Here is a 19,807-nt window from a genome sequence, read left to right as displayed (position 1 = left end):
GGTGACTGGACGGTTCCCGATCGAAGACGTCTCCCCCGTCGTCTCGTGCGGCCGCTACCCCGCCAAGGCGGTGGTCGGTGAGTGGGTGCCGGTCGCGGCCCGGGCCTATCGCGAGGGCCACGACGCGCTGGGCTGCAACGTGGTCTGGCGCGGCCCGGACGGCGCCGCCCGGCCGTTCACCCGGATGCGCCCTGGCGAGCCCGGGCAGGACCGCTGGCACGCCGGCATCCGGCCGGACGCGGTGGGCGCCTGGACGTTCCACGTCGAGGCGTTCGCCGACCCGTACCTCACCTGGCAGAACGCGGTGACCAAGAAGGTCGCGGCCGGTCAGGGGCCGGCGGAGCTGGCCAACGACCTGGCCGAGGGCGCGCGGGTGCTCGACGCCGCGACCACGCTGGTGCCGGCCGCCGAGCGGGACCGGGTGGCCGCGGCAGCCGCCGCGCTGCGCGACACCGCCCGCCCGCTGCCGCGTCGGGTCACGCCGGCGCTGGAGCTGGCCGAGCTGCTCTGGGCGCACCCGGTGCGGGAGCTGGTCACCACCGGCGACGAGCACCGGCTCTGGGTGGACCGGGAGCGGGCCCTCTTCTCCGCCTGGTACGAGTTCTTCCCCCGCTCCGAGGGCGCCGTGCCGGCCACGGTCGACGCGCCGGCCCGCTCCGGCACCTTCGCCACCGCCACGGACCGGCTCCCGGGTGTCGCCGCGATGGGCTTCGACGTGCTCTACCTGCCGCCGATCCACCCGATCGGCCGGGCCAACCGCAAGGGCCGCAACAACTCGCTCACCGCCGGGCCGGACGACGTCGGCTCGCCGTGGGCGATCGGCGCCGCCGAGGGCGGGCACGACGCCATCCACCCCGACCTGGGTACGGCGCGCGACTTCCGGAACTTCATCGCCGCCGCCGCCGAGCAGGGCCTGGAGGTGGCGATGGACCTGGCGTTGCAGTGCGCGCCCGACCACCCCTGGGTGAGCGAGCATCCCGAGTGGTTCACCACCCGGGCCGACGGCAGCATCGCGTACGCGGAGAACCCGCCGAAGAAGTACCAGGACATCTACCCGCTGAACTTCGACAACGACCCGGAAGGCATCCGGGCCGAGATCCTCCGGGTGGTGCTGCACTGGGTCGGCGAGGGCATCCGCATCTTCCGGGTGGACAATCCGCACACCAAGCCGCTCGACTTCTGGCACTGGTTGATCGGGGAGGTCAAGCAGGTCGACCCGGACGTGCTCTTCCTGGCCGAGGCGTTCACCCGGCCGGCCATCATGCACGGCCTCGGCAAGATCGGCTTCAGTCAGTCGTACACCTACTTCACCTGGCGTACGTCCGCGGCCGAGATGCGCGAGTACTGCGAGGAACTCGTCGTCGCGGCCGACTACATGCGACCGAACTTCTGGCCGAACACCCCGGACATCCTGCACGAGTCGTTGCAGCACGGCGGCCCGCCGATGTTCAAGATCCGGGCGGTGCTGGCCGCGCTGCTCTCCCCCTCCTGGGGCATGTACGCCGGCTACGAACTCTTCGAGCACGTGGCCCGCCCCGGCGCCGAGGAGTACCTGGACAACGAGAAGTTCGAGCTGCGTCCCCGGGACTGGGCCGATGCCGAGGCGCGGGGGCGCTCGCTGGCCCCGTTCATCGCCGACCTCAACCGGGTCCGGCGGAAGAACCCGGCCCTGCACCGGCTGCGCAACCTGCGCTTCCACGACATCGACAACCCGGCGCTGCTCTGCTGGTCCAAACGCGACCCGGAGACGGGCAACACGGTCATCGTGGTCTGCTCGTTCGACTCGCGGACCGTGCAGTGGGGCAACACGACGCTGGACATGCCAGCTCTCGGCTTCGACTGGCACGAGCGGTTCACCGTGCACGACGAGCTGACCGGGACCAGCTACGACTGGGGGCAGCGCAACGCGGTGCGGCTCGACCCGTACCTGCAGCCCGCGCACGTGCTCACCGTGCGCCGCCCGGTCCCGCCCGAGGTGCCGGAGCCCGCCCCGACCGGCCCGGCGGAGCTCACCGTCGAAGCCGTCCCCGACGACCTCTCCGGCGGCACCGCCCCGACCGCTCCCGCCCAGAAGGACGACGCCCGATGGACCAGCTGATCGCCGGTGAGATCCACGACCCGCACGCGGTGCTCGGCGCGCACCCCGCCGACGGCCGGACCACCATCCGCACCCTGCGCCGGGGCGCCGGCGACGTCGCCGCACTGGTCGACGGTGAGCGCCACCCGATGAAGCGGGTGCACGACGTCGGGATCTTCGAGACCGTGGTGCCGGGCACCGCGCTCGACTACCGGATCGAGGCGGACGGCGTCGTGCACGACGACCCGTACCGCTACCCGCCCACCCTGGGCGAGCTGGACCTGCACCTGATCGGCGAGGGCCGGCACGAGCGGCTCTGGGAGGCGCTCGGCGCCCGGGTCTTCGACGAGGGGGTGGCGTTCGCCGTCTGGGCGCCGAACGCGCGCGGTGTGCGGGTGGTCGGCGACTTCACCGGCTGGGCGCCGGACGACGGCTGGCCGATGCGCTCGCTCGGCTCGACCGGGGTGTGGGAGATCTTCGTACCGAACGCCCGGGTCGGCGCCCGGTACAAGTACCGGGTGCTCGGCGCGGACGGCCGCTGGCGGGACAAGGCCGACCCGCTCGCCGCGTACGCCGAGGTGCCGCCGGCCACCGCCTCGGTGGTGCATCACTCCCGCTACGAGTGGTCCGACGCGGACTGGCTGGAGCGGCGGGCCCGGCGCCAGCCGCACCAGAAGCCGATGAGCGTCTACGAGGTGCACCTCGGCTCGTGGCGGCCGGGGCTCGGCTACCGGGAGCTGGCCGAGCAGCTCACCGAGTACGTGACCGAGCTGGGCTTCACCCACGTGGAGTTCCTGCCGGTGATGGAGCACCCCTTCGGCGGGTCCTGGGGCTACCAGGTCACCGGCTACTTCGCCCCCACCTCCCGTTTCGGCGACCCGGACGACTTCCGGCACCTCGTCGACCGGCTGCACGGCGCCGGCATCGGGGTGATCCTGGACTGGGTGCCGGCGCACTTCCCGAAGGACGAGTGGGCGCTGGCCCGCTTCGACGGCACCCCGCTCTACGAGCACCCCGACCCGCGCCGCGGCGAACACCCCGACTGGGGTACGTACGTCTTCGACTTCGGCCGCCTCGAGGTGCGCAACTTCCTGGTGGCGAACGCGCTCTACTGGTGCGAGCAGTTCCACGTCGACGGGCTGCGGGTGGACGCGGTCGCCTCGATGCTCTACCTGGACTACTCGCGGCAGGACGGCCAGTGGGCCCCCAACCGGTACGGCGGTCGGGAGAACCTGGAGGCGATCGCCTTCATGCAGGAGGCGAACGCGACCGTCTACAAGCACCACCCGGGGGTGGTGATGGTGGCCGAGGAGTCCACCGCCTGGCCGGGGGTCACCCGCCCCACCTCCGCCGGCGGGCTGGGTTTCGGCTTCAAGTGGAACATGGGCTGGATGCACGACACCCTGCTCTACACCTCGAAGGACCCGGTCTACCGCCAGCACCACCACCACCAGCTCACCTTCTCCCTGGCGTACGCGTGGAGCGAGAACTACGTGCTGCCGATCAGCCACGACGAGGTGGTGCACGGCAAGGGCTCGCTGGCCGCGAAGATGCCCGGCGACACCTGGCAGCGGCTGGCGAACGTGCGGGCGTTGCTGGCGTACATGTGGGCGCACCCGGGCAAGCAGCTGCTCTTCATGGGCTGCGAGCTGGCCGACGACCGGGAGTGGAGCGAGGAGCGCGGGCTCGACTGGTACCTGCTGCACGACCCGGCGCGGGCCGGCGTGCAGCGCCTCGTCGCCGACCTGAACCGGACCTACCGGGCCACCCCGGCGCTCTGGGCGCAGGACACCGAGCCGGCCGGGTTCCGCTGGATCGCCGGCGACGACGTCGCCAACAACGCGGTGTCGTTCGTCCGGATCGCCCCGGACGGCTCGACGCTGGTCTGCGTGGCGAACTTCTCCGCCCTGCCGCTGCACGACTACCGGATCGGCCTGCCCGCCGGTGGCGCCTGGCAGGAGGTGCTCAACACCGACGCGCACCACTACGGCGGGTCGGGGGTGGGCAACCTGGGTGAGGTGCACGCCGAGGACGTGCCGTGGCACGGCATGGTGGCCTCCGCCGCGCTGCAGGTGCCGCCGCTCGGCGTCGTCTGGCTCCGCCGCGACTGAGCCGCGCGGGCGGCGTGGCCCGAGCCGCCGCCCGCGCGCCCTCGGCCCAGGTCAGACCAGGCCGGCGTCGCGGAGCAGCTGCCACAGGCCCGCCCCGTCCGGCGCGGAGAGCCACTTCTGCCCCACCGCTGACGGCAGGTCGTGCGGGCCGGGCAGGCTACCGGCCAGGACCGACTGGGTCGGTGAGAGGCGACGGATCGCCACCCCGGCGACGTTGTCCGGGTTCGCGGCGGCGAACTCCCGGTAGATCTCCTGGTCGTGCTGGCCGTCGTCGCCGACCAGCAGCCAGCGCACGTCGGGGAACTCCCGGGCCAGCCGGGCCAGGGTGGCCCGCTTGTGTTCCCGACCGCTGCGGAACCACCGGTCGGCGGTCGGGCCCCAGTCGGTCAGCAGCAGCGGCCCGGCCGGGTAGAGGTGCCGGGACAGGAACCGGGTCAACGTCGGCGCCACGTTCCAGGCGCCGGTGGAGAGGTAGAAGACCGGGGCGCCCGGGTGGGCGGTGACCAGCCGCTCGTAGAGCACCGCCATGCCGGGCACCGCGGCGCGGGCGTGCTCGTCGAGGACGAAGGTGTTCCACGCGGCGAGCAGCGGCCGGGGCAGCGCCGTGACCATCACCGTGTCGTCGATGTCGGAGAGGATGCCGAAGCGGACGTCCGGGTCGAGGATGCGCACCGGCGCGTCGACCGGTTCGGCGTCCGACACGGTCAGCCGGACGGTGCCCCAGCCGGGCGGCAGGTCGGCCTTGACCATGGTGTCGACGAAGCCGCTGCGGTCCGCCTGCGCCTCGTGCCGCACCCCGCCGGCCTCGATGTACACCGTGACGTACTTGGCGGGCAGGGTGGTGAAGCTGCGCCAGCCACGGACCTTCTCCAGCCGGCCCCGCTGCCGGGTGTCGGGGCGGCCCAGCAACACCCGGCACATCACCCGCACCCAGCCGGGCGAACCGTAGCCGGTGTAGGCGACGATGTTGATCCGCCAGCCGGTGCGCCGCAGGCGGCGCTCGACGAGCTGGTGCACGGCGTCCTCGATCCGCGCCGCACGGTGCAGGCGCGGGACGGCCAGCTGGCCGGCGGGAGTGGGTGACACGCTGCCACCCTGCCACACCAACGCGGCCACGGCCATGCGAGGCGATCTTCGCGGGCCGTCTGCCCCGATCGACCCCGGCCGCCCCCGAGGCCGTGAAACACTCCGGTCGGGACGACGACGGGGGCGTGGTCGTGTCGCAACCAGTGCAGCACCGTGGGCGGTGGCGTCCGCGGCTCGACCGGCCGGCGCTGGTCGCACTCCTGCTCGGGCTGGCCGGGGTCGGCTACCGGCTGGTCCTGACCCTGTTGACGGTGCCGGCGTCGAACAGCGACGAGGCCACCTTCGGGCTGGCCGCGCTGCACATCGCGCAGGGCCGGTCGCATCCGGTCTTCCTCTACGGCCAGCGCTACATGGGGATGCTGGAGTCGTACCTGGCCGCGCCGCTGATCGCGGTGGCCGGGCCGAGCTGGCCGGTGCTGCGGCTGCCGATGCTCGTGCTCTACGCGCTCTTCCTCTACCTGATCTACCGGCTCATCCGGCGGATCTGCTCGCCGTGGTTCGCCACGCTCGTGGTCGGCCTGCTCACGGTCGGCCCGGAGCGGGTGGTCCGGGACCAGCTGACGGTGGTCGGCGGCCGGCCCGAGGTGAAGGCGGCGGTGCTGCTGATGCTGCTGATCGCGGTGGGGTTGGCGGCCGGCACGATCCGCCGCCGCCGGCTGGCCGTCGGGCTCTTCGGCCTGCTGGCCGGGGTGTCCGTGTGGTCCGACTGGCTGATCGTGCCGTACCTCGCGGTGGCCGGGCTGCTGCTGGTCTACGCGGCCCGCCGGGAGCTGCTCGGCTGGGCCGGGGCGCTGTTGCTGGCCGGCTTCGTCGTGGGGGTAGCCCCGATGATCCGGGACAACCTCTACGCCCCGCCCGGGGAGGACTCGCTGTCGGTGCTGAGACGGATCAGCAGCGGTGAAGGCCCGGTGCCGGGGTGGCCGCCGCGGGTGCGGGGCGGGCTGCTGGAAGGGGTGCCGCTGGCCACCGGGCTCTGCCCCGTCGACGGCTGCGCGAGGTGGCAGGAGTGGTTCGGGGTGCTCTACCCGCTGCTGCTGGTGGTCGCGGCGGCGCTCGCGCTGGTCGCGTACCGACGCGCCGCGGGCGGGCCGTCCGAGCGGCGGATCGGCCCGGTGACCCACCTCGCGCTGGTCGCCGGCGCGGCGCTCACCCTGCTGTCGTACGTGCGCAGTCCGCTGGCCGCCACCGAGCCGCTGAGCAACGCGCGCTACCTGTCGGTGCTCCAGATCTCGCTACCGGCGGTGCTGTGGCCGCTCTGGCTGGCGGCGGTCGCCTGCTGGCGGGGGACGGTGGGCGCGCTCGGCCGGCTGGCCGGCGCGGTGGCGACCGCGCTGCTGGCGGGACTGGCCGCGACCGCCGTGGCGGCGACCGTGCTCTTCGTGGGCACCGGCGTCGCGGCGGCGCGGGAGGAGGAGCGGGGGGCCCGGAAGCTGGCCGCCGCGCTGCGCGCCGACGGGCCACGCGAGGTGTACGGGGACTACTGGACCTGCAACCGGCTGGTCTTCAACACGGCTGAGGAGGTGGTCTGCGGGGTGCTCGCCGACAACCTCAGCCCGGGGCAGAACCGGTACCCGCCGTACTGGCGGCAGGTGGGGCGGGCCGACCGGCCCGGCTACGTGGTGGAGATCGATTCGGTGGCGGAGTTCCGGCTGCGCCGGCTGCTCGGCGACCGCCTCGACGCCACCCCGGTACGCGAGATCGGCGGTTACCGCGTGTACCACCCGGAGATCCCCGTGCGGCCGTGGCGGTAGATTTCACCGGTGCTCATCCTGCTGCCGCCGTCGGAGGGGAAGGCCGACGCCGGCACCGGCCGGCGGCTGGACCTGTCCCGGCTCGCCCTGCCGGAGCTGAACCCGGCCCGCGAGGAGGTGCTGGCCGCGCTGGTCACGCTCTGCGGCGGGCCGGACGAGGCGGCGGCCCGGGCGGCGCTCGGGCTCAGCGAGGGCCAGCGGAACGAGCTGCGACGCAACGCCCGGCTGCCCGTGGCGGCCACCGCGCCGGCCGCGCGGATCTACACCGGGGTGCTCTACGAGGCGCTGGACCTCGGCTCGCTGCCACCGGCCGCGGAGCGGGCGGCCCGCCGGTCGATCCTGATCAGCTCCGGGCTCTGGGGCGCGGTCCGGCTCACCGACCGGATCCCGCCCTACCGCTGCCCCATCGGCGCGAAGCTGCCCGGCCCGGGCGCGCTGTCGGCGCACTGGCGGCGGGCGCTGGCCCCGGCGATGGCCGCGGCGGCGGGCGACCGGCCGGTGCTGGATCTGCGCTCCGGCGCGTACGCGGCCACCTGGGCCCCGCGCGGCGAGCTGGCGGCCCGGACGGTGACCGTCCGGGTGCTGCACGAGCGGGAGGTTGACGGGGTTCCCGTCCGCTCCGTGGTGAGCCACTTCAACAAGGCGACCAAGGGGCGACTGGTCCGCGACCTGCTGCTCGCCGGGGCCCGACCGCGCACCGCCGAGCAGCTGCTCGACGCGCTACGGGAGCTGAAGTACACCGTCGTGGAGCAGCCGGCGCCGGCCGGGCGGCCACGCCAGGTCGACGTGGTGGTCACCGAGCTCTGAGGCAGCCGCAAGATTTCCTCAAGGCTGGGCCGGATCGGTTTCGCCCGTCGGGCTTACCCGTCACGGTAGGGGCACCCCGACTCCGACAAGGGAGCGACCGTTGGCCCCTGAACCCGCCCTGCTCGACCGGCCCGACCGCCCGCCGATGCCGCCCCCGCTGGACTGGTTGACCCTGGGCGACGCCTTCGAGGCCGCCTGCCTGCTGCGCTGCATGCCCCGCCCGGCCGAGCTGCGACCGCAGCGCGGCGCGACGCACTACCCGGCACCCGTGGTGGAGTTCAACCGCGAGGACGCCGCGCAGCGGATGCGGCAACTGCTGGAGCGGCTGGACGTCCCCGTCGAACACGAGGTTTCGGTCGGCGGGCTGCGCCGGCGCTACGAGGTGCACCGCCTCCGGGTACGGCGGGAACACCGGGTGGGCTACGCGCGTCTGCTGGAGGTCGGCTGGCGGCAGGGGCGCCGGGAGCTGCTCGCCGCGCCGGTGCCCGGCGCGTCCACCGCCCGCCGGGTCTGGGTGCCCCGGCTCGCCGAGGCGGCCTGGCGGTCGGCGCTGCTGGCCGGTGGGCGACACGTCCGCCGGCACATCCTGGGCGTCCGGCTCACCGACCGGGAACTCGCCGCCGTACTGATCCGCAGCGCCACCCTGCTCGGTGTCTCGGCCACGCTGCGGCCGGGCACCGGCTGCTTCCTGGTCAGCGTGGCCGACGGCCCGGACCGGGCCCTGATCCTGCACCGCAGCACGCTGGCCCCCGCCCGGGCCGGCGAGCCGGCCTGATCGACCGACGCGGGGGTTGCGGCCGGGCACCTGTCCGGCGCAGAGTGCTCCGCGTGAGTCCTACCCGGCCCGGGCCCGTCCGGTGGCGCGCCGCCCCGCCCGCGGCACTGCTGGCCGTGCTGCTGACGGCGGGCCTCGGCCTGACCGGCTGCCGGGAGGCCCCCCGCGATCCGGTGCAGATCCGCATCGCCACGGGCAGCCCGACCGCGGTCTACCACGCCTTCGGTGAGTCGTTGGCCGCCATCCTCAATCGGGAACTGCCCGGGGTCCGGGCCAGCGTCGTGGTCACCCCCGCCTCGGCGGAGAACGTCCGCCTGGTCGCCGCCGGCGAGGCGGAGCTGGGCTTCACCCAGGCCGACGTGCTCCCGGCCCGCCTCGACGCGGACCCGCGGGTCGCCGCGATCGCCCGGGTCTACGACGACCAACTGCACCTGGTCACCTCCGGCGCCGGGCCGGTGCACACGGTCGACGACCTGCGCGGTCGGCGGGTGTCCCTGGGCGCGCCCGGCTCCGGCACCGAGATCACCGCGACCCGCCTGCTGGACGTGGCCGGCCTGGGCGACGGCGGGGTCCGTCGGGCCCGGCTCAACCTGGACGACTCGGTGGCCGCGCTGCGCGGCGGCCGGATCGACGCGTTCTTCTTCTCCGGTGGGCTGCCGGTGCGGGGCATCGCGGACCTGGCCGGCGGCAGCCCCACCCGGATCATCGACCTCGGCGCGTGGACCGAGCCGCTGAGGGCCCGCTACGGCGAGGTCTACGTCTCCCGCGACATCCCCCGCTCGGTGTACGGGGTCGCGCCGGTCACCACCGTCGCCGACCCGAACTTCCTGATCGTCCGCGCCGGCCTGCCGGAGTCGCTGGTCCGCAACGTCACCCGGCTGCTGATGGAGCGCCGCTCGGAGCTGGCCGAGGCGCACCCGGCGGCCGGACGGATGAGCCCGCGCTCGGCGATCGCCACCTCGCCGTTGCCGCTGCATCCCGGCGCCGCCGCCTGGTACCGGGCGGCTAAGCCCTAACCGGCGGCGGCCGGCAGCCGGTCCGGCGCGGGTGGGTCCGCCTCGTCGGCCCCCGAGCCCGCTCCGCCGACTCCAGCCCCCGGCCCACCGGAACCGCACCTCGGCTCGTCGTCCCCGGTCACCGGCTCGTCGGGCCCGGCGGCCGGCTCGTCGGGCGCCGGGAACCAGAGGCCGGCGACCAGGCCCCGCGGCTCGCCCGGACGCATGGTCAGCCGCCCGTCGGAGGCGTCGACCAGCACCGCGGCGATGGTCAGCCCCAGTCCCGCGCCGTCCACGTTCTGCGCGTCCGGCGCCCGCCAGAACCGCTCGGTCGCCTGCCCCAACTGGCTCTCGGTCATCCCGGGGCCGGTGTCGCGTACCTCCAGGGCGACCCCGCCATCGCGGCGGGCGACGGTCACCGTGACCTCCCCGCCGGCGCCGCTGAACTTGACCGCGTTGTCGATCAGGGCGTCGAGGGCCTGGTCCACGGCGGTCGGCACGGTCCAGGCGTACGTCGGTGCGCCGGAGGTGACCAGTCGAAGCGTGACCGACCGGTGCCGGGCCAACGGCTGCCAGGCGGCCACCCTCGACTCGGCCGCCTCGGCGGCGTCGACGGTGACCCGCTCGTTCTCCTCCCGTTCGGCCCGGGCGAGGGTGAGCAGCGCGTCGAGCACCAACGCGAGGCGGTCGGTCTCCTCCAGGGCCAGCCGGTGCTCGGTCCGCCCCTGCGGGTCGGTCAGGCTGGGGCCCAACTCCTCCACCCGTAGCCGCAGCGCGGTCAACGGGTTGCGCAGCTGATGGCTGGCGTGCGCGACGAACGCGCGCTGCCGGTCCATCACGTCGGAGACCACGTCGGCCATGTTGTTGAAGCTGGCCGCCAGCCGGCGCAGCTCGGGCGGCCCGAGCTGGTGCTGCACCCGCGCGCCACGGTCGCCCTCGGCGATCTCGTGGGTGACCGCGTCCAGCTCGGTGACCGGGCGTAGCACCCAACCGGCCAGCCCGAACGCGGTCAGCACGCAGGCCAGTACGACCAGCAGGCCGATCCCGGCGAGCAGCAGCCACCAGGTGGTGACCGTGCGGCGTACCGCGGCAGCCGGGGTGACGGTGACGACCGCGCCGAGCACCTCACCGCCGTCGTTGATCGGTACCGCCACCACGATCGGCCCGTCCACCCAGGGCCACACCGACTCCGGGCCGCTGGACTGCTGGCCGGCCAGGGCGGCGGCCTGCGCCTCGGTGGTGCCCACAGCGCGCTGCCAGCTCGCCGACGACACCACGGTGCGCCGGTCCCGGTCGACCACCGCCGCGCCGATGCCGTACAGCTCGTCGTAGCTGCGCAGCTCGCTGTCGAGTGGGCCGGGGCTGCCGCCACGCAGCGCCGGCCCGGCGAGCGAGGCGAACCGGGTGGCGTCGGCGAGCCGGTCGGCGCGTACCCGATCGGTCTCCCGGGTCGCCAGGGTGAGCGCGAGCGGGGTCTCCAGCGCGATGAGGACCAGCACCATCAGGAGCAGATAGCTGATCACGAGCCGACGACGCACCGGCCCCTCCTCACTCGCTCCGCAGCCGGTAGCCGACGCCGCGCACGGTCTCCACCAGGCCGGGGTCGCCCAGTTTGCCTCGCAGCGACCCGACGTGCACCTCGACGGTGTGCCGGTCGGTCCAGGTGGTGCCCCAGGCGTCGAGCAGGATGCGGTCCCGGGGCACCGCCACCCCGGGCTGGCGGGCCAGCGAGACCAGGACGTCGAACTCCTTGCGGGTGAGCGCCACCGCGCGGCCGTTGACCGTGACCGTACGGGCCGAGACGTCGATCCGGACCGGGCCGGCCTCGATCAGGTTCCGCTCCGGCACGGCGTGCGCGGCGCGGCGCAGCACCGCCTCGATGCGGGCCTGCAGCTCCACCATCGAGAAGGGCTTCACCACGTAGTCGTCCGCGCCGAGTCGCAGGCCGAGCACCCGGTCCCGCTCCTCGCCCCGCGCGGTGACCGCGATGATGCCCAGCTGGCTGCTGCGCCGGCGCAGCTCCCGGCACAGGTCGGTGCCGTCCCCGTCGGGCAGGGTCAGGTCGAGCAGCACCAGGTCGCACGGGGCGGCGGAGAGCGCCGCCCCGACGGTGGCGGCGTGCTCGACCTCGTAGCCGCGCCGGGTGAGCGCGGACAACAGCGCGGCGGCCACCCGACGGTCGTCCTCGACCAGCAGGATCCGCACCCGTGCCCCCCATCCGTCGAACCGTCGTCCTGCGAATGGTGGCAGAAGCGCGGCCCCGGCGGGAGGGCCGCCCGGCTGAGGCTGACCTGCCGCAGGAGCCCGACCACCGCATCCGCCCGCCGCCGCCCTCCCGGGCAGGGCCCTGCTCGCCCGCTGCCACGCCGCCGGTCGTCCTCTGCCGCACCCTCGGTCGGTGCCTCCCTCGCCCCTGGGTCGGCCTCTGCTCGCCCTTTGCCGCACGGCCCTGCTCGTCCCCGGGCTCGCGCCCGGGTCGGCCCTGCCCCGACGGCCGGAGCCGGCACCGGGGGAAGCCGGCGCGGGAAGCCGGGAACTGGGGCCGGGACAGCGCGGACCGACGCAAGCCGGTCCGGGTGCGGCCGGCCGGGTGGTCGGCGCGGGGCGGGTGCCCTGCTCGGTCAGAGGCCGAAGACGTCTTCCGCGGTGGCGTCCCGGACGCCGTCCACGAAGCCCCGGAAGGCCGGGTCCTCGTGGCTGACCGGGACGCTCGTGACGTTCTCCCCGGTGGCCTGGGTGACCGCGTCGACCAGGGGCGGGAAGTCGATCTCGGAGTCGCCGAGAGTGTCGTCGTCCGCCTCGGCCAGGTTGATCACGTGCTGCACGTCGTCCGAGGGGGTGTCGGGATCCTCGGCCCAGTCACCGCCGGCCTGGTAGCACTCGTCGTACAGCGCGCGCTGGCTGTCGGTCCAGTCGTCGTCGTAGCTCGCCATCGCCCATCCCTCCGCGACCCGCTCCACCTGTGAGCATGCCGGCCCGGGGCGGACGGCCGGGCCGGTACCGCCGAAACCGTCCGGAGCGGCCCGCGCCGGCCCGCCCACGCCCGGACCCCACGTACGCTGCCGAGGTGATCTACAAACTGCTGCCGACCACCGAGTGGGACGACGCCCGGGCGGCCGGACACCTGGTTGGCTCGGCCGTGGACCGCCAGGACGGCTTCATCCACCTCTCCGGCGCCGACCAGGTGGTGGAGACGGCCCGACGGCATTTCGCCGGGGCCACCGGGCTCACCCTGCTCACCGTGGACCCAGAGCGGCTCGGGGATCGGCTGCGCTGGGAGCCGTCGCGCGGCGGGCAGCTCTTTCCGCACCTGTACGGCCCACTGCCGGTGGCCGCCGTGGTCGCGGCCGCGGCGCTGCCGGTGGACACCCCGGTCGCCGAGGCGGTGGCCGCCCTGCTGGGCTGACCACCGCCGGACGGTCGGATCAGCGGCAGAGGCGGGCGATCTCCTCCTGGAAACGGTCCATCGGGTTGGCCTCGGCCGGGCCCAGCAGGTAGGTCTTCAGCTCCCGGCGGGCCTCGGTCATCGGGTCGTCCCCGGCCCGGGTCACCGCGACGATCTTCTCCAGCTCGCCGCAGTCCACCGAGAGCAGGTACGCCGCCCGCGAGGTCGGGTACTCCCGGCGGAACTCGTCCTCCGGCAGCCCGCCCGGGTTGGCCACCACGTACGGCCGCTGGCTCTGCACGAAGTCCGAGACCACACTGGACACGTCGCTGATCAGCAGGTCGGTCTGGTTGAAGCAGTCGAAGAGCGCCGGCACGCGGCCGGTCACCACGAGGTGCCGGGTACCGTCCAGCGAGCTCGCGTCGGTGTCCCCACCGGCGGCCCGGATCCGCTCCACGATCCGGTCGTGCACCGCCTTGGCCTCCTTGGACCGGGAGCCGGTCAGCGGGTGCGGCTTGTAGATGAGCCGGACCCCCGGCGTGGTGGCCAGCAGTCCCTTGACGATCCGCTCGCCCATCAGCACCAGCGAGGTGTGGTACGGGTCGTCGTCGAGCCAACCCTCCCAGGTGGGCGCGTAGAGCACGGTGAACTGCCGGTCGATCGACTCGGCGCCGAAGGTGTGCACACCGGCGAGCTGCGGGCGTCCGATCTCGACGATGTCGGCGTCGAGCACACCCACCCCGGCCCGCGCGTACCGCTCACGGCCGGCGAGGCCGGCGACCCAGACCTCGTCGTACACCTTGCTGTAGGGGTTGACGCTGGCCTGCTTGTCGCTGTCGCCGTGACCGACGAAGACGTGCTTCATGCCCGGCTCCCGGAGCATGTGGATGTTCGCGCCGACGTTCGCGGCGTAGAGCGCCGCCCGCACGCTGCCCAGCTCGAGGTTCATGAAGTCCACCCCGGCCGGTACGCAGATCACCGGCAGTCGGGTGTCGGCGAGCTCAAAGAAGGCCTCCCGGCTGCGCATCAGCACCACCGCGTGCTGGCCGAGCGCCTCGGTCGGGGCGAGCCACATGTTCGCCTGGTAGACGTCCTTGGCCGGCCCGGCGAAGTAGAGCGCCACCTCGGGGCGGTACGTGTCCAGCCAGCGCTGCACGGCGGGCAGCAGCGGACCCTGCCCGGTGCCCCGGCCGCGCAGCCAGGTGAGCGCGACGACGGCGCCGACGAGCGCGGTGGCGGCCAGCGCCACCGCACCCGCGACGAAGAACGGGGTCACCTCGTCCTGCACGGCGGCGGCCACCGCGGCCGGCACCAGCAGCACGTTCATCAGGGGCATCCGGTCACCGGCGACGGCCGCGGCCCAGGCCGGCGGGCGGGGGGCCGACTTCATCGGACCCAGCTCGATGTTGCGGACCAGCGCCGAGACCGGGTTACGTCGGTCGATCATCGTGGAGAGGGCGCCGGCGAAGACCGAGATCACCCAGACCGCTGCGGGCAGCAACAGCAGCAGCGTCAACTCGGCGCCGCTGAGCGCCACCTCCACGGTCACCAGCAGCACGGCCGCGAGGTCCCGGGTCAGCTGCCGGTACGACCCGTGCAGGCCGACCTTCTCCAGCAGTGTCGCCGACGCCGGCGACCAGCGGGCCAGGGCGAACTCGCCGAGGACGGCGGCCAGCCCGGCGACGGCGAAGACGGCGACCCAGCCCAGGGCGCCGGCAACGAGCATGACCAGGTAGGACAGCACCAGCAGCGCGCCGCGAGCGGCCACCCCGATCCGTCCTGTCAACGTGCCGAACAACGAGTACGCTCCCCTAGAAGATCGACGACGGGCCCGTTTCTGATCGATCACGAGCCGCCCGCAGGTGACTGCGACCTTAACGCGAAGGGACAGCCGGGCGTCGCTCGGGTATCCCGCCCCATACCGGTCAAAGACGGCCAACGCCGCCTCCAGTGTGGCCGGAGGCGGCGAGCCGAACTCAGCCGTCGCGCCGGAAGCAGGTCACCGCCCCTGGCGCCCGACGCTTGGCGAACTCCGTGTAGCCGAGCTGCGGAGCCATCTCCCGGGCGTAGGTGTTGCCGTTGTAGACACAGATGGTCCCGACATCCAGCCGCTGCAGCGCCGGCTCCAGCTCGGCCCGGGTGGGCTGCGTCCGCCCGTCGGCGAACCGCGACAGCAGCAGCCGGTCCTTGGCGAAATCGGAGTTCAGGTCGTACTCGACCAGGTAGAAGTCGCGGGGCAGGACGACCCGGACCCGGCTGGTGACGACGAGCGAGGTCCGCATGATCACCGACGGGGCGAGGACCAGCCCGTCCGGTCGGTCGAGGTCCTTGATCCAGAAGGCGATCCCCTGTCGCTGCTGCGGCAGCTTCCAGGTGGGCCGGTCGTGCACCTCCACCCAGCTCTGCGGCGACCACATCGGGGTGGCGAAGAGGGCGAACGAGGCGACCATCGCGGCGGCGATGCCGACGCTCGCCACCCGACGCAGCGCCCGCGCCGGCGCGGGCACGTCGACCGTGCAGAGCAACCCGATCAGCGTCGGCAGGGCGAGCAGCCACGGCACCCGCCAGAGCACCACGGAGATACCGCTCACCGCGCTCAACGCCTCGAGCACGCCCGGGATGAGCAGCACGCTGAGCGCCAGGGTGGCGCCGGCCGCGAGCAGCGCGGGGGTCCGTCGCCGGGCCAGCAGGGGGCCGCACCAGAGCGCCAGGCCGCAGACCACCCCGACCACGCCGACCATCAGCGTGCGCCGGTAGGTGTACTCGGCGTCGAAGAAGGCGGCGTCCGCGCCGGTGGCGGCCACGGCGGGGAACACCAGTTGGGAGACGACCACCGAGCCGACCGGGTACGCCACCGCGGCGGCGCCGGCGATCAACGCGTCCTTCCAGCGACCGACCAGCAGCATGGCGAAGGCGCCGGCCCCGGCCAGCATCGGCAGGATGATGGCGGCGGTGGTGGTGAGGCCGACCGCGGTGATCGAGAGCGCCACGACGAGCAGCAGGCTGCGGCGCGACCGGGTGTCGAACCACTCGGTCAGGTAGAGCCACATCAGCGGGATGACCGCCGAGACGAACATGCCCTTGCCCTCGTAGAGCCGGGGCAGGTGGAAGGTCCCGAGCGCGGCGTCGCCACCGGCGACCAGGTAGAGGAAGGCGACCGCCACCGTGAAGGCGAGCATCGGCCGGCGCGGCGCCCACCGGTGCACCAGCCGCCAGAGCGCCAGGATCGCGAGCACCGCCATGATCGGCAGCAGCACGTACCAGGTGGCCGAGGCGGCGTGGATGCCGATGACCCGGGCGAGCGCGCCGGCGAACACCTCGATCGAGGCGATCGGCGGCTGGGAGCCCATCGCGTGCGCGACGTTCTCGGTGAAGAGGAAGTCCCGCAGCGGCACGATGTCACGCTCGGCGACCCAGACCGACTTGCCGACGTAGTAGACGTCGTCGGGGGTGTTGCGGGCCAGGAAGAACGAGGAGATCGCGACCAGTCCGGAGATGACCAGCGCGTACGTCGACTGGAGCGCGGTGGGCGCGGGGGCGGCCGGGACCGGCTGCGGGGTGGCCAGCCAGGAGCGGCGCAGCAGCAGCATGCCGCCGACCGCGGCGACCGCGCCGGCCGCCGCCGGGATCCACCAGGAGATGCCGTCGCCGGCGCTGACGCCGGCCAGCCCGGCGGTGACCGCGGCGACGGCCGCGGCGATGAGCACCACGGCCAGCCAGCGGCGCGGGAGGGGGGCCGGCGACGCGGTGGCCGGCGAGTCGGCGGCCGGGGCGGCGGCGGACGCCGCCCGGCGGCGGGCCCGCAGCAGCGCCACGCCGGCCACCAGCACGCAGCCGACCAGCCAGATCTTGAAGGTCACCGACGGGGCCAGGCTGAAGATGAAGGCGGCGTGGTAGAGCACCGTCCAGAGCGCGAAGGCCAGCACCGCGGCGTCGGTGAGCAGGGCCGGTGCGGCCGCGATCCCGGCACTGACCAGTCGGGTCAGACCCTGCCGCTGCACGGCGCTCGGGCCCGTTCCGGGCTCTGCCGACGCGGGCGTCACAACAGCGTCCTTGACTTGCGTCACGAGCCGTCCTTGTCGTCGTTCCGTAGGCGCTCAGGGTCGGACTTCCCTGGCATCGACACGGAGGGTGTCCGGATGGGCGGGTGCAGCCTACCGGTTCCGTCCGCGCGTGTTCGTCCTGCGGCGGCCGGCCGGCAACCGGAAATTCACGTCCCCACCGCAGTCTCCCGCTGGTGCGGCACACCGCTCTTCGCGCCGAGACCGACGGCGACCGCCTCGACCAGGTTGTCCAGGTAGCTGTCGGTGAGTGCGGTGCGCGCCACGGCGAGCCGCCAGTAGAGCGGCCCGACGATCAGGTCGACGGCGACCTCCGGGTCGGCGTCGGCGGGCAACTCGCCGCGCTGCACGGCCCGGCGGACCAACTGGCCGCCGATCTCCTGCTGGCGGGCCCGGAGCACCTGCTGGAGGGTCTTGTCGATGGTGGGGTTGCGGGCGGCTTCGGCGAGCAGGTCGGGGATGATCTGCGAGGCCAGCGGGTGGCGCAGCGCGCGAGACACCACCTGCAGGAGCAGCGCGAGGTCGCCGCGGAGACTGCCGGTGTCCAGCGCCGGCACCTTGCCCTGGGCCGCCGCGGCGACGATCTCCAGCACCAGGTCGGGCTTCGAACTCCACCGCCGGTAGATCGCGGTCTTGCTCACGCCGGCCCGGCGGGCCACCGCCTCGATGGAGAGCCGGCCGTAGCCGACCGCGGCCAGCTCCTGCATCAACGCGCGGCGGATGGCCGTGGTGATGTCGTCGCGGAGCACCGCCGCGCCGGCCGGCGCGCGCCTCTTCTCGGTCGTCACCTGGGACTCTTTCCGCACGTCACGGCGACCAGAGTAGCGCAACGACGGTACGGTTGCGTCCCGACGTGTTTCGGACTAGTGTCCACGCAGCGACGAGGCGGCGCTCCCCCGCACGCGGCCACGTCCGACACCATCGTCGCGCGCATCCCGTTGAACCGAAAGATCGGAGCGCCAAATCCATGGCCAACACCGCGCTGGCCGATCCCGACTCCGGCCTCACCCAGGCGCAGCTGGCCGCCCGCTACGGACTGCGGGTCGCCGACGAGCCGCCGTCCCTGGGCGAGTACAGCCGGCGACTCTGGCACTACCGGCACTTCATCGCCACGTACGCGAACGCGAAGCTGGTCGCCTCGTTCAGCAACGCCAAGCTGGGGCAGCTCTGGCAGGTGCTCACCCCACTGACCAACGCGGCGGTCTACTACCTGATCTTCGGCCTGGTGCTGGAGCAGAAGAGCATCCCGAACTTCATCGCGTACCTCTGCACCGGGCTGTTCATCTTCAACTTCACCCAGACCGCGGCGCAGAACGGCACGACGGCGATCAGCGGCAACCTGGGGCTGATCCGGGCGCTGCACTTCCCCCGGGCCAGCCTGCCGCTGGCGGTCACGGTCACCCAGTTCCAGCAGCTGCTCGGCTCGCTGGTGGTGCTGATCGCGATCGTGCTGGTGACCGGCGAGCCGATCACCTTCGCCTGGCTGTTGCTGGTGCCGGCGATCCTGCTCCAGACGGTCTTCAACGCCGGGCTCACCATGGCGGTGGCCCGGATGGGCGCGAAGCTGGCCGACCTGCGGCAGGTCATGCCCTTCGTGCTGCGCGCCTGGATGTACGGCTCCGGCGTGCTCTACAGCGTCACCCTCTTCGAGGAGAACCTGCCCGGCTGGGCCACTCGGCTGGTCGAGTTCAACCCGATGCTGGTCTACATCGAGCTGGCCCGGGTGGCGTTGCTGGAGGAGGCGCCGGTGCTCAACTCGTCCCTGCCCCAGCTCTGGCTGGTCGCCACGGGCTGGGCGATCGTGATGGGCGTCGGGGGTTACCTCTACTTCTGGCGCGGCGAACAGGAGTACGGCCGTGGTTGACCAGTACGAGGCGTCGAACGACGCGACGGTGACGCTGCCCCAGGTGCGGGAGCAGATCCCCACGGTGGTGGTGGACGACGCGCATGTGATCTACCGGGTGCACAAGGGCGCGGGCGGCGGCACCAGTCCGGTGGCGGCGCTGCGCCGGCTGGTCACCCGTACCGCGGCGCCGGAGATCCGGGAGGTGCACGCGGTGAAGGGGGTCAGCTTCACCGCGTACCGGGGCGAGGCGATCGGCCTGATCGGCAGCAACGGCTCGGGCAAGTCGACGCTGCTGCGGGCCATCGCCGGCCTGCTGCCGGTGAACCGGGGCGCGGTCTTCACCCAGGGCCAGCCCTCGCTGCTCGGGGTGAACGCGGCGTTGCTCAACGACCTCTCCGGCGAGCGCAACGTGACGTTGGGCTGCCTGGCGATGGGGATGTCCCCGGCCGAGGTGCAGCGGGAGGCCCCGGGGATCATCGAGTTCTCCGGGATCAACGAGCGGGGCGACTTCGCCTCGCTGCCGATGCGCACGTACTCCTCGGGCATGGCCGCCCGGCTGCGCTTCTCGATCGCCGCGGCGAAGAAGCACGACGTGCTGCTGATCGACGAGGCGCTCGCCACCGGCGACAAGGGTTTCCGCAAGCGCAGCGAGCAGCGGGTGCGCGAGCTGCGCGAGGGCGCCGGGACGGTGTTCCTGGTCAGCCACCAGCTCTCCTCGGTGCGGGACACCTGCGAACGGACGATCTGGCTGGAATCGGGCGTGCTGCGGATGGACGGGCCCACCGACGAGGTGATCCGGGCCTACGAGGCCTTCGCCAACCGCAAGTGACCTGGGCGGGGGGGGGGGGGGGGGGGGGGGGGGGGGGGGGGGGGGGCGGGGCGCGGGGCCGGGGGGGGGGGGGGGGGGGGGCGC

The 19,807-nt window shown here is 73.7% G+C and carries 16 protein-coding genes; 9 read left to right on the top strand and 7 right to left on the bottom strand.

The annotated features are described in order from the left end of the window. Position 1 precedes the first annotated feature (1 nt). Both ACIBBA_RS30650 and glgB read left to right on the top strand, forming a co-directional pair. Positions 2 to 2,098 (top strand): maltotransferase domain-containing protein, encoded by a 2,097-nt coding sequence (locus ACIBBA_RS30650; protein ID WP_396701938.1) that lies wholly within the window; start codon positions 2 to 4, stop codon positions 2,096 to 2,098. Further along, entirely contained in the window at positions 2,086 to 4,188 is a 2,103-nt protein-coding gene (glgB, locus tag ACIBBA_RS30645) for a 1,4-alpha-glucan branching protein GlgB (RefSeq protein ID WP_396701936.1), read from the top strand. The genes ACIBBA_RS30650 and glgB overlap by 13 nt, the downstream gene beginning before the upstream one ends. A gap of 51 nt (positions 4,189 to 4,239) precedes the next feature. On the opposite strand, the gene ACIBBA_RS30640 is transcribed toward glgB, so the two are convergent. Next, positions 4,240 to 5,274, bottom strand: a complete 1,035-nt coding sequence (locus tag ACIBBA_RS30640; protein ID WP_396701934.1) for an App1 family protein — start codon at positions 5,272 to 5,274, stop codon at positions 4,240 to 4,242. 131 nt (positions 5,275 to 5,405) lie between these two features. On the opposite strand from ACIBBA_RS30640, the gene ACIBBA_RS30635 reads away from it, so the two are divergent. The 4 genes from ACIBBA_RS30635 to ACIBBA_RS30620 all read left to right on the top strand — a co-directional run bounded on the left by ACIBBA_RS30635 (position 5,406) and on the right by ACIBBA_RS30620 (position 9,623). Continuing rightward, positions 5,406 to 7,025 carry an ArnT family glycosyltransferase gene (locus tag ACIBBA_RS30635; protein WP_396701932.1) on the top strand — a complete coding sequence of 540 codons (1,620 nt, stop codon included), beginning with the start codon at positions 5,406 to 5,408 and terminating at the stop codon, positions 7,023 to 7,025. A gap of 9 nt (positions 7,026 to 7,034) precedes the next feature. Continuing rightward, positions 7,035 to 7,832 (top strand): peroxide stress protein YaaA, encoded by a 798-nt coding sequence (yaaA, locus tag ACIBBA_RS30630; protein ID WP_396701930.1) that lies wholly within the window; start codon positions 7,035 to 7,037, stop codon positions 7,830 to 7,832. A gap of 145 nt (positions 7,833 to 7,977) precedes the next feature. Then, positions 7,978 to 8,607, top strand: a complete 630-nt coding sequence (locus ACIBBA_RS30625; protein ID WP_396702014.1) for a hypothetical protein — start codon at positions 7,978 to 7,980, stop codon at positions 8,605 to 8,607. 44 nt (positions 8,608 to 8,651) lie between these two features. Continuing rightward, complete coding sequence (locus ACIBBA_RS30620; RefSeq protein WP_396701928.1) at positions 8,652 to 9,623, top strand: TAXI family TRAP transporter solute-binding subunit; 972 nt, start codon at positions 8,652 to 8,654, stop codon at positions 9,621 to 9,623. Here the strand turns inward: ACIBBA_RS30620 and ACIBBA_RS30615 are convergent. The 3 genes from ACIBBA_RS30615 to ACIBBA_RS30605 all read right to left on the bottom strand — a co-directional run bounded on the left by ACIBBA_RS30615 (position 9,620) and on the right by ACIBBA_RS30605 (position 12,535). Next, a complete protein-coding gene (locus ACIBBA_RS30615) occupies positions 9,620 to 11,140 on the bottom strand; it encodes an ATP-binding protein (protein WP_396701926.1) in 1,521 nt (506 codons plus the stop codon). The two genes, ACIBBA_RS30620 and ACIBBA_RS30615, sit on opposite strands and share 4 nt — an antisense overlap. Before the next feature lie 10 nt (positions 11,141 to 11,150). Next, positions 11,151 to 11,807, bottom strand: a complete 657-nt coding sequence (locus ACIBBA_RS30610; RefSeq protein ID WP_396701924.1) for a response regulator transcription factor — start codon at positions 11,805 to 11,807, stop codon at positions 11,151 to 11,153. Between the two features lie 416 nt (positions 11,808 to 12,223). Next, positions 12,224 to 12,535: a hypothetical protein gene (locus ACIBBA_RS30605; protein WP_357058105.1), complete on the bottom strand. Its 312-nt coding sequence runs from the start codon at positions 12,533 to 12,535 to the stop codon at positions 12,224 to 12,226. Positions 12,536 to 12,669: 134 nt separating this feature from the next. Here ACIBBA_RS30605 and ACIBBA_RS30600 point away from each other — a divergent pair, with 134 nt between their 5' ends. Then, on the top strand, positions 12,670 to 13,008 hold the full coding sequence (locus tag ACIBBA_RS30600; RefSeq protein WP_396701921.1) for a DUF952 domain-containing protein: 339 nt from the start codon (positions 12,670 to 12,672) through the stop codon (positions 13,006 to 13,008). A gap of 19 nt (positions 13,009 to 13,027) precedes the next feature. Here the strand turns inward: ACIBBA_RS30600 and ACIBBA_RS30595 are convergent, their stop codons facing one another. The 3 genes from ACIBBA_RS30595 to ACIBBA_RS30585 form a co-directional block, all read right to left on the bottom strand. Then, complete coding sequence (locus ACIBBA_RS30595; RefSeq protein ID WP_396701919.1) at positions 13,028 to 14,785, bottom strand: CDP-glycerol glycerophosphotransferase family protein; 1,758 nt, start codon at positions 14,783 to 14,785, stop codon at positions 13,028 to 13,030. Positions 14,786 to 14,963: 178 nt separating this feature from the next. Further along, on the bottom strand, positions 14,964 to 17,054 hold the full coding sequence (locus ACIBBA_RS30590; RefSeq protein ID WP_396701917.1) for a DUF6077 domain-containing protein: 2,091 nt from the start codon (positions 17,052 to 17,054) through the stop codon (positions 14,964 to 14,966). A 143-nt stretch (positions 17,055 to 17,197) separates the two neighbouring features. Continuing rightward, complete coding sequence (locus ACIBBA_RS30585) at positions 17,198 to 17,797, bottom strand: TetR/AcrR family transcriptional regulator (RefSeq protein ID WP_396702012.1); 600 nt, start codon at positions 17,795 to 17,797, stop codon at positions 17,198 to 17,200. Positions 17,798 to 18,015: 218 nt separating this feature from the next. Between ACIBBA_RS30585 and ACIBBA_RS30580 the strand changes: the two genes are divergently transcribed. Both ACIBBA_RS30580 and ACIBBA_RS30575 read left to right on the top strand, forming a co-directional pair. Continuing rightward, positions 18,016 to 18,912, top strand: a complete 897-nt coding sequence (locus ACIBBA_RS30580) for an ABC transporter permease (protein WP_350873136.1) — start codon at positions 18,016 to 18,018, stop codon at positions 18,910 to 18,912. A gap of 28 nt (positions 18,913 to 18,940) precedes the next feature. Further along, positions 18,941 to 19,723 (top strand): ABC transporter ATP-binding protein, encoded by a 783-nt coding sequence (locus ACIBBA_RS30575; protein WP_396702010.1) that lies wholly within the window; start codon positions 18,941 to 18,943, stop codon positions 19,721 to 19,723. The last annotated feature ends 84 nt before the right edge of the window (positions 19,724 to 19,807 follow it).

Origin of the sequence: Micromonospora sp. NPDC051006 (assembly GCF_044456245.1) — a bacterium.
GTDB lineage: Bacteria > Actinomycetota > Actinomycetes > Mycobacteriales > Micromonosporaceae > Micromonospora.
The sequence above is the reverse complement of the archived record's forward strand: the minus strand, read 5'-3'. Positions and strand labels throughout refer to the sequence as shown.

Excerpts from the sequence above, each read along its gene's own strand:
- glgB (WP_396701936.1), top strand. The coding sequence starts at position 2,086 with ATGGACCAGCTGATCGCCGGTGAGATCCACGACCCGCACGCGGTGCTC.
- ACIBBA_RS30625 (WP_396702014.1), top strand. The coding sequence starts at position 7,978 with ATGCCGCCCCCGCTGGACTGGTTGACCCTGGGCGACGCCTTCGAGGCC.
- ACIBBA_RS30605 (WP_357058105.1), bottom strand. The coding sequence starts at position 12,535 with ATGGCGAGCTACGACGACGACTGGACCGACAGCCAGCGCGCGCTGTAC.
- ACIBBA_RS30580 (WP_350873136.1), top strand. The coding sequence starts at position 18,016 with ATGGCCAACACCGCGCTGGCCGATCCCGACTCCGGCCTCACCCAGGCG.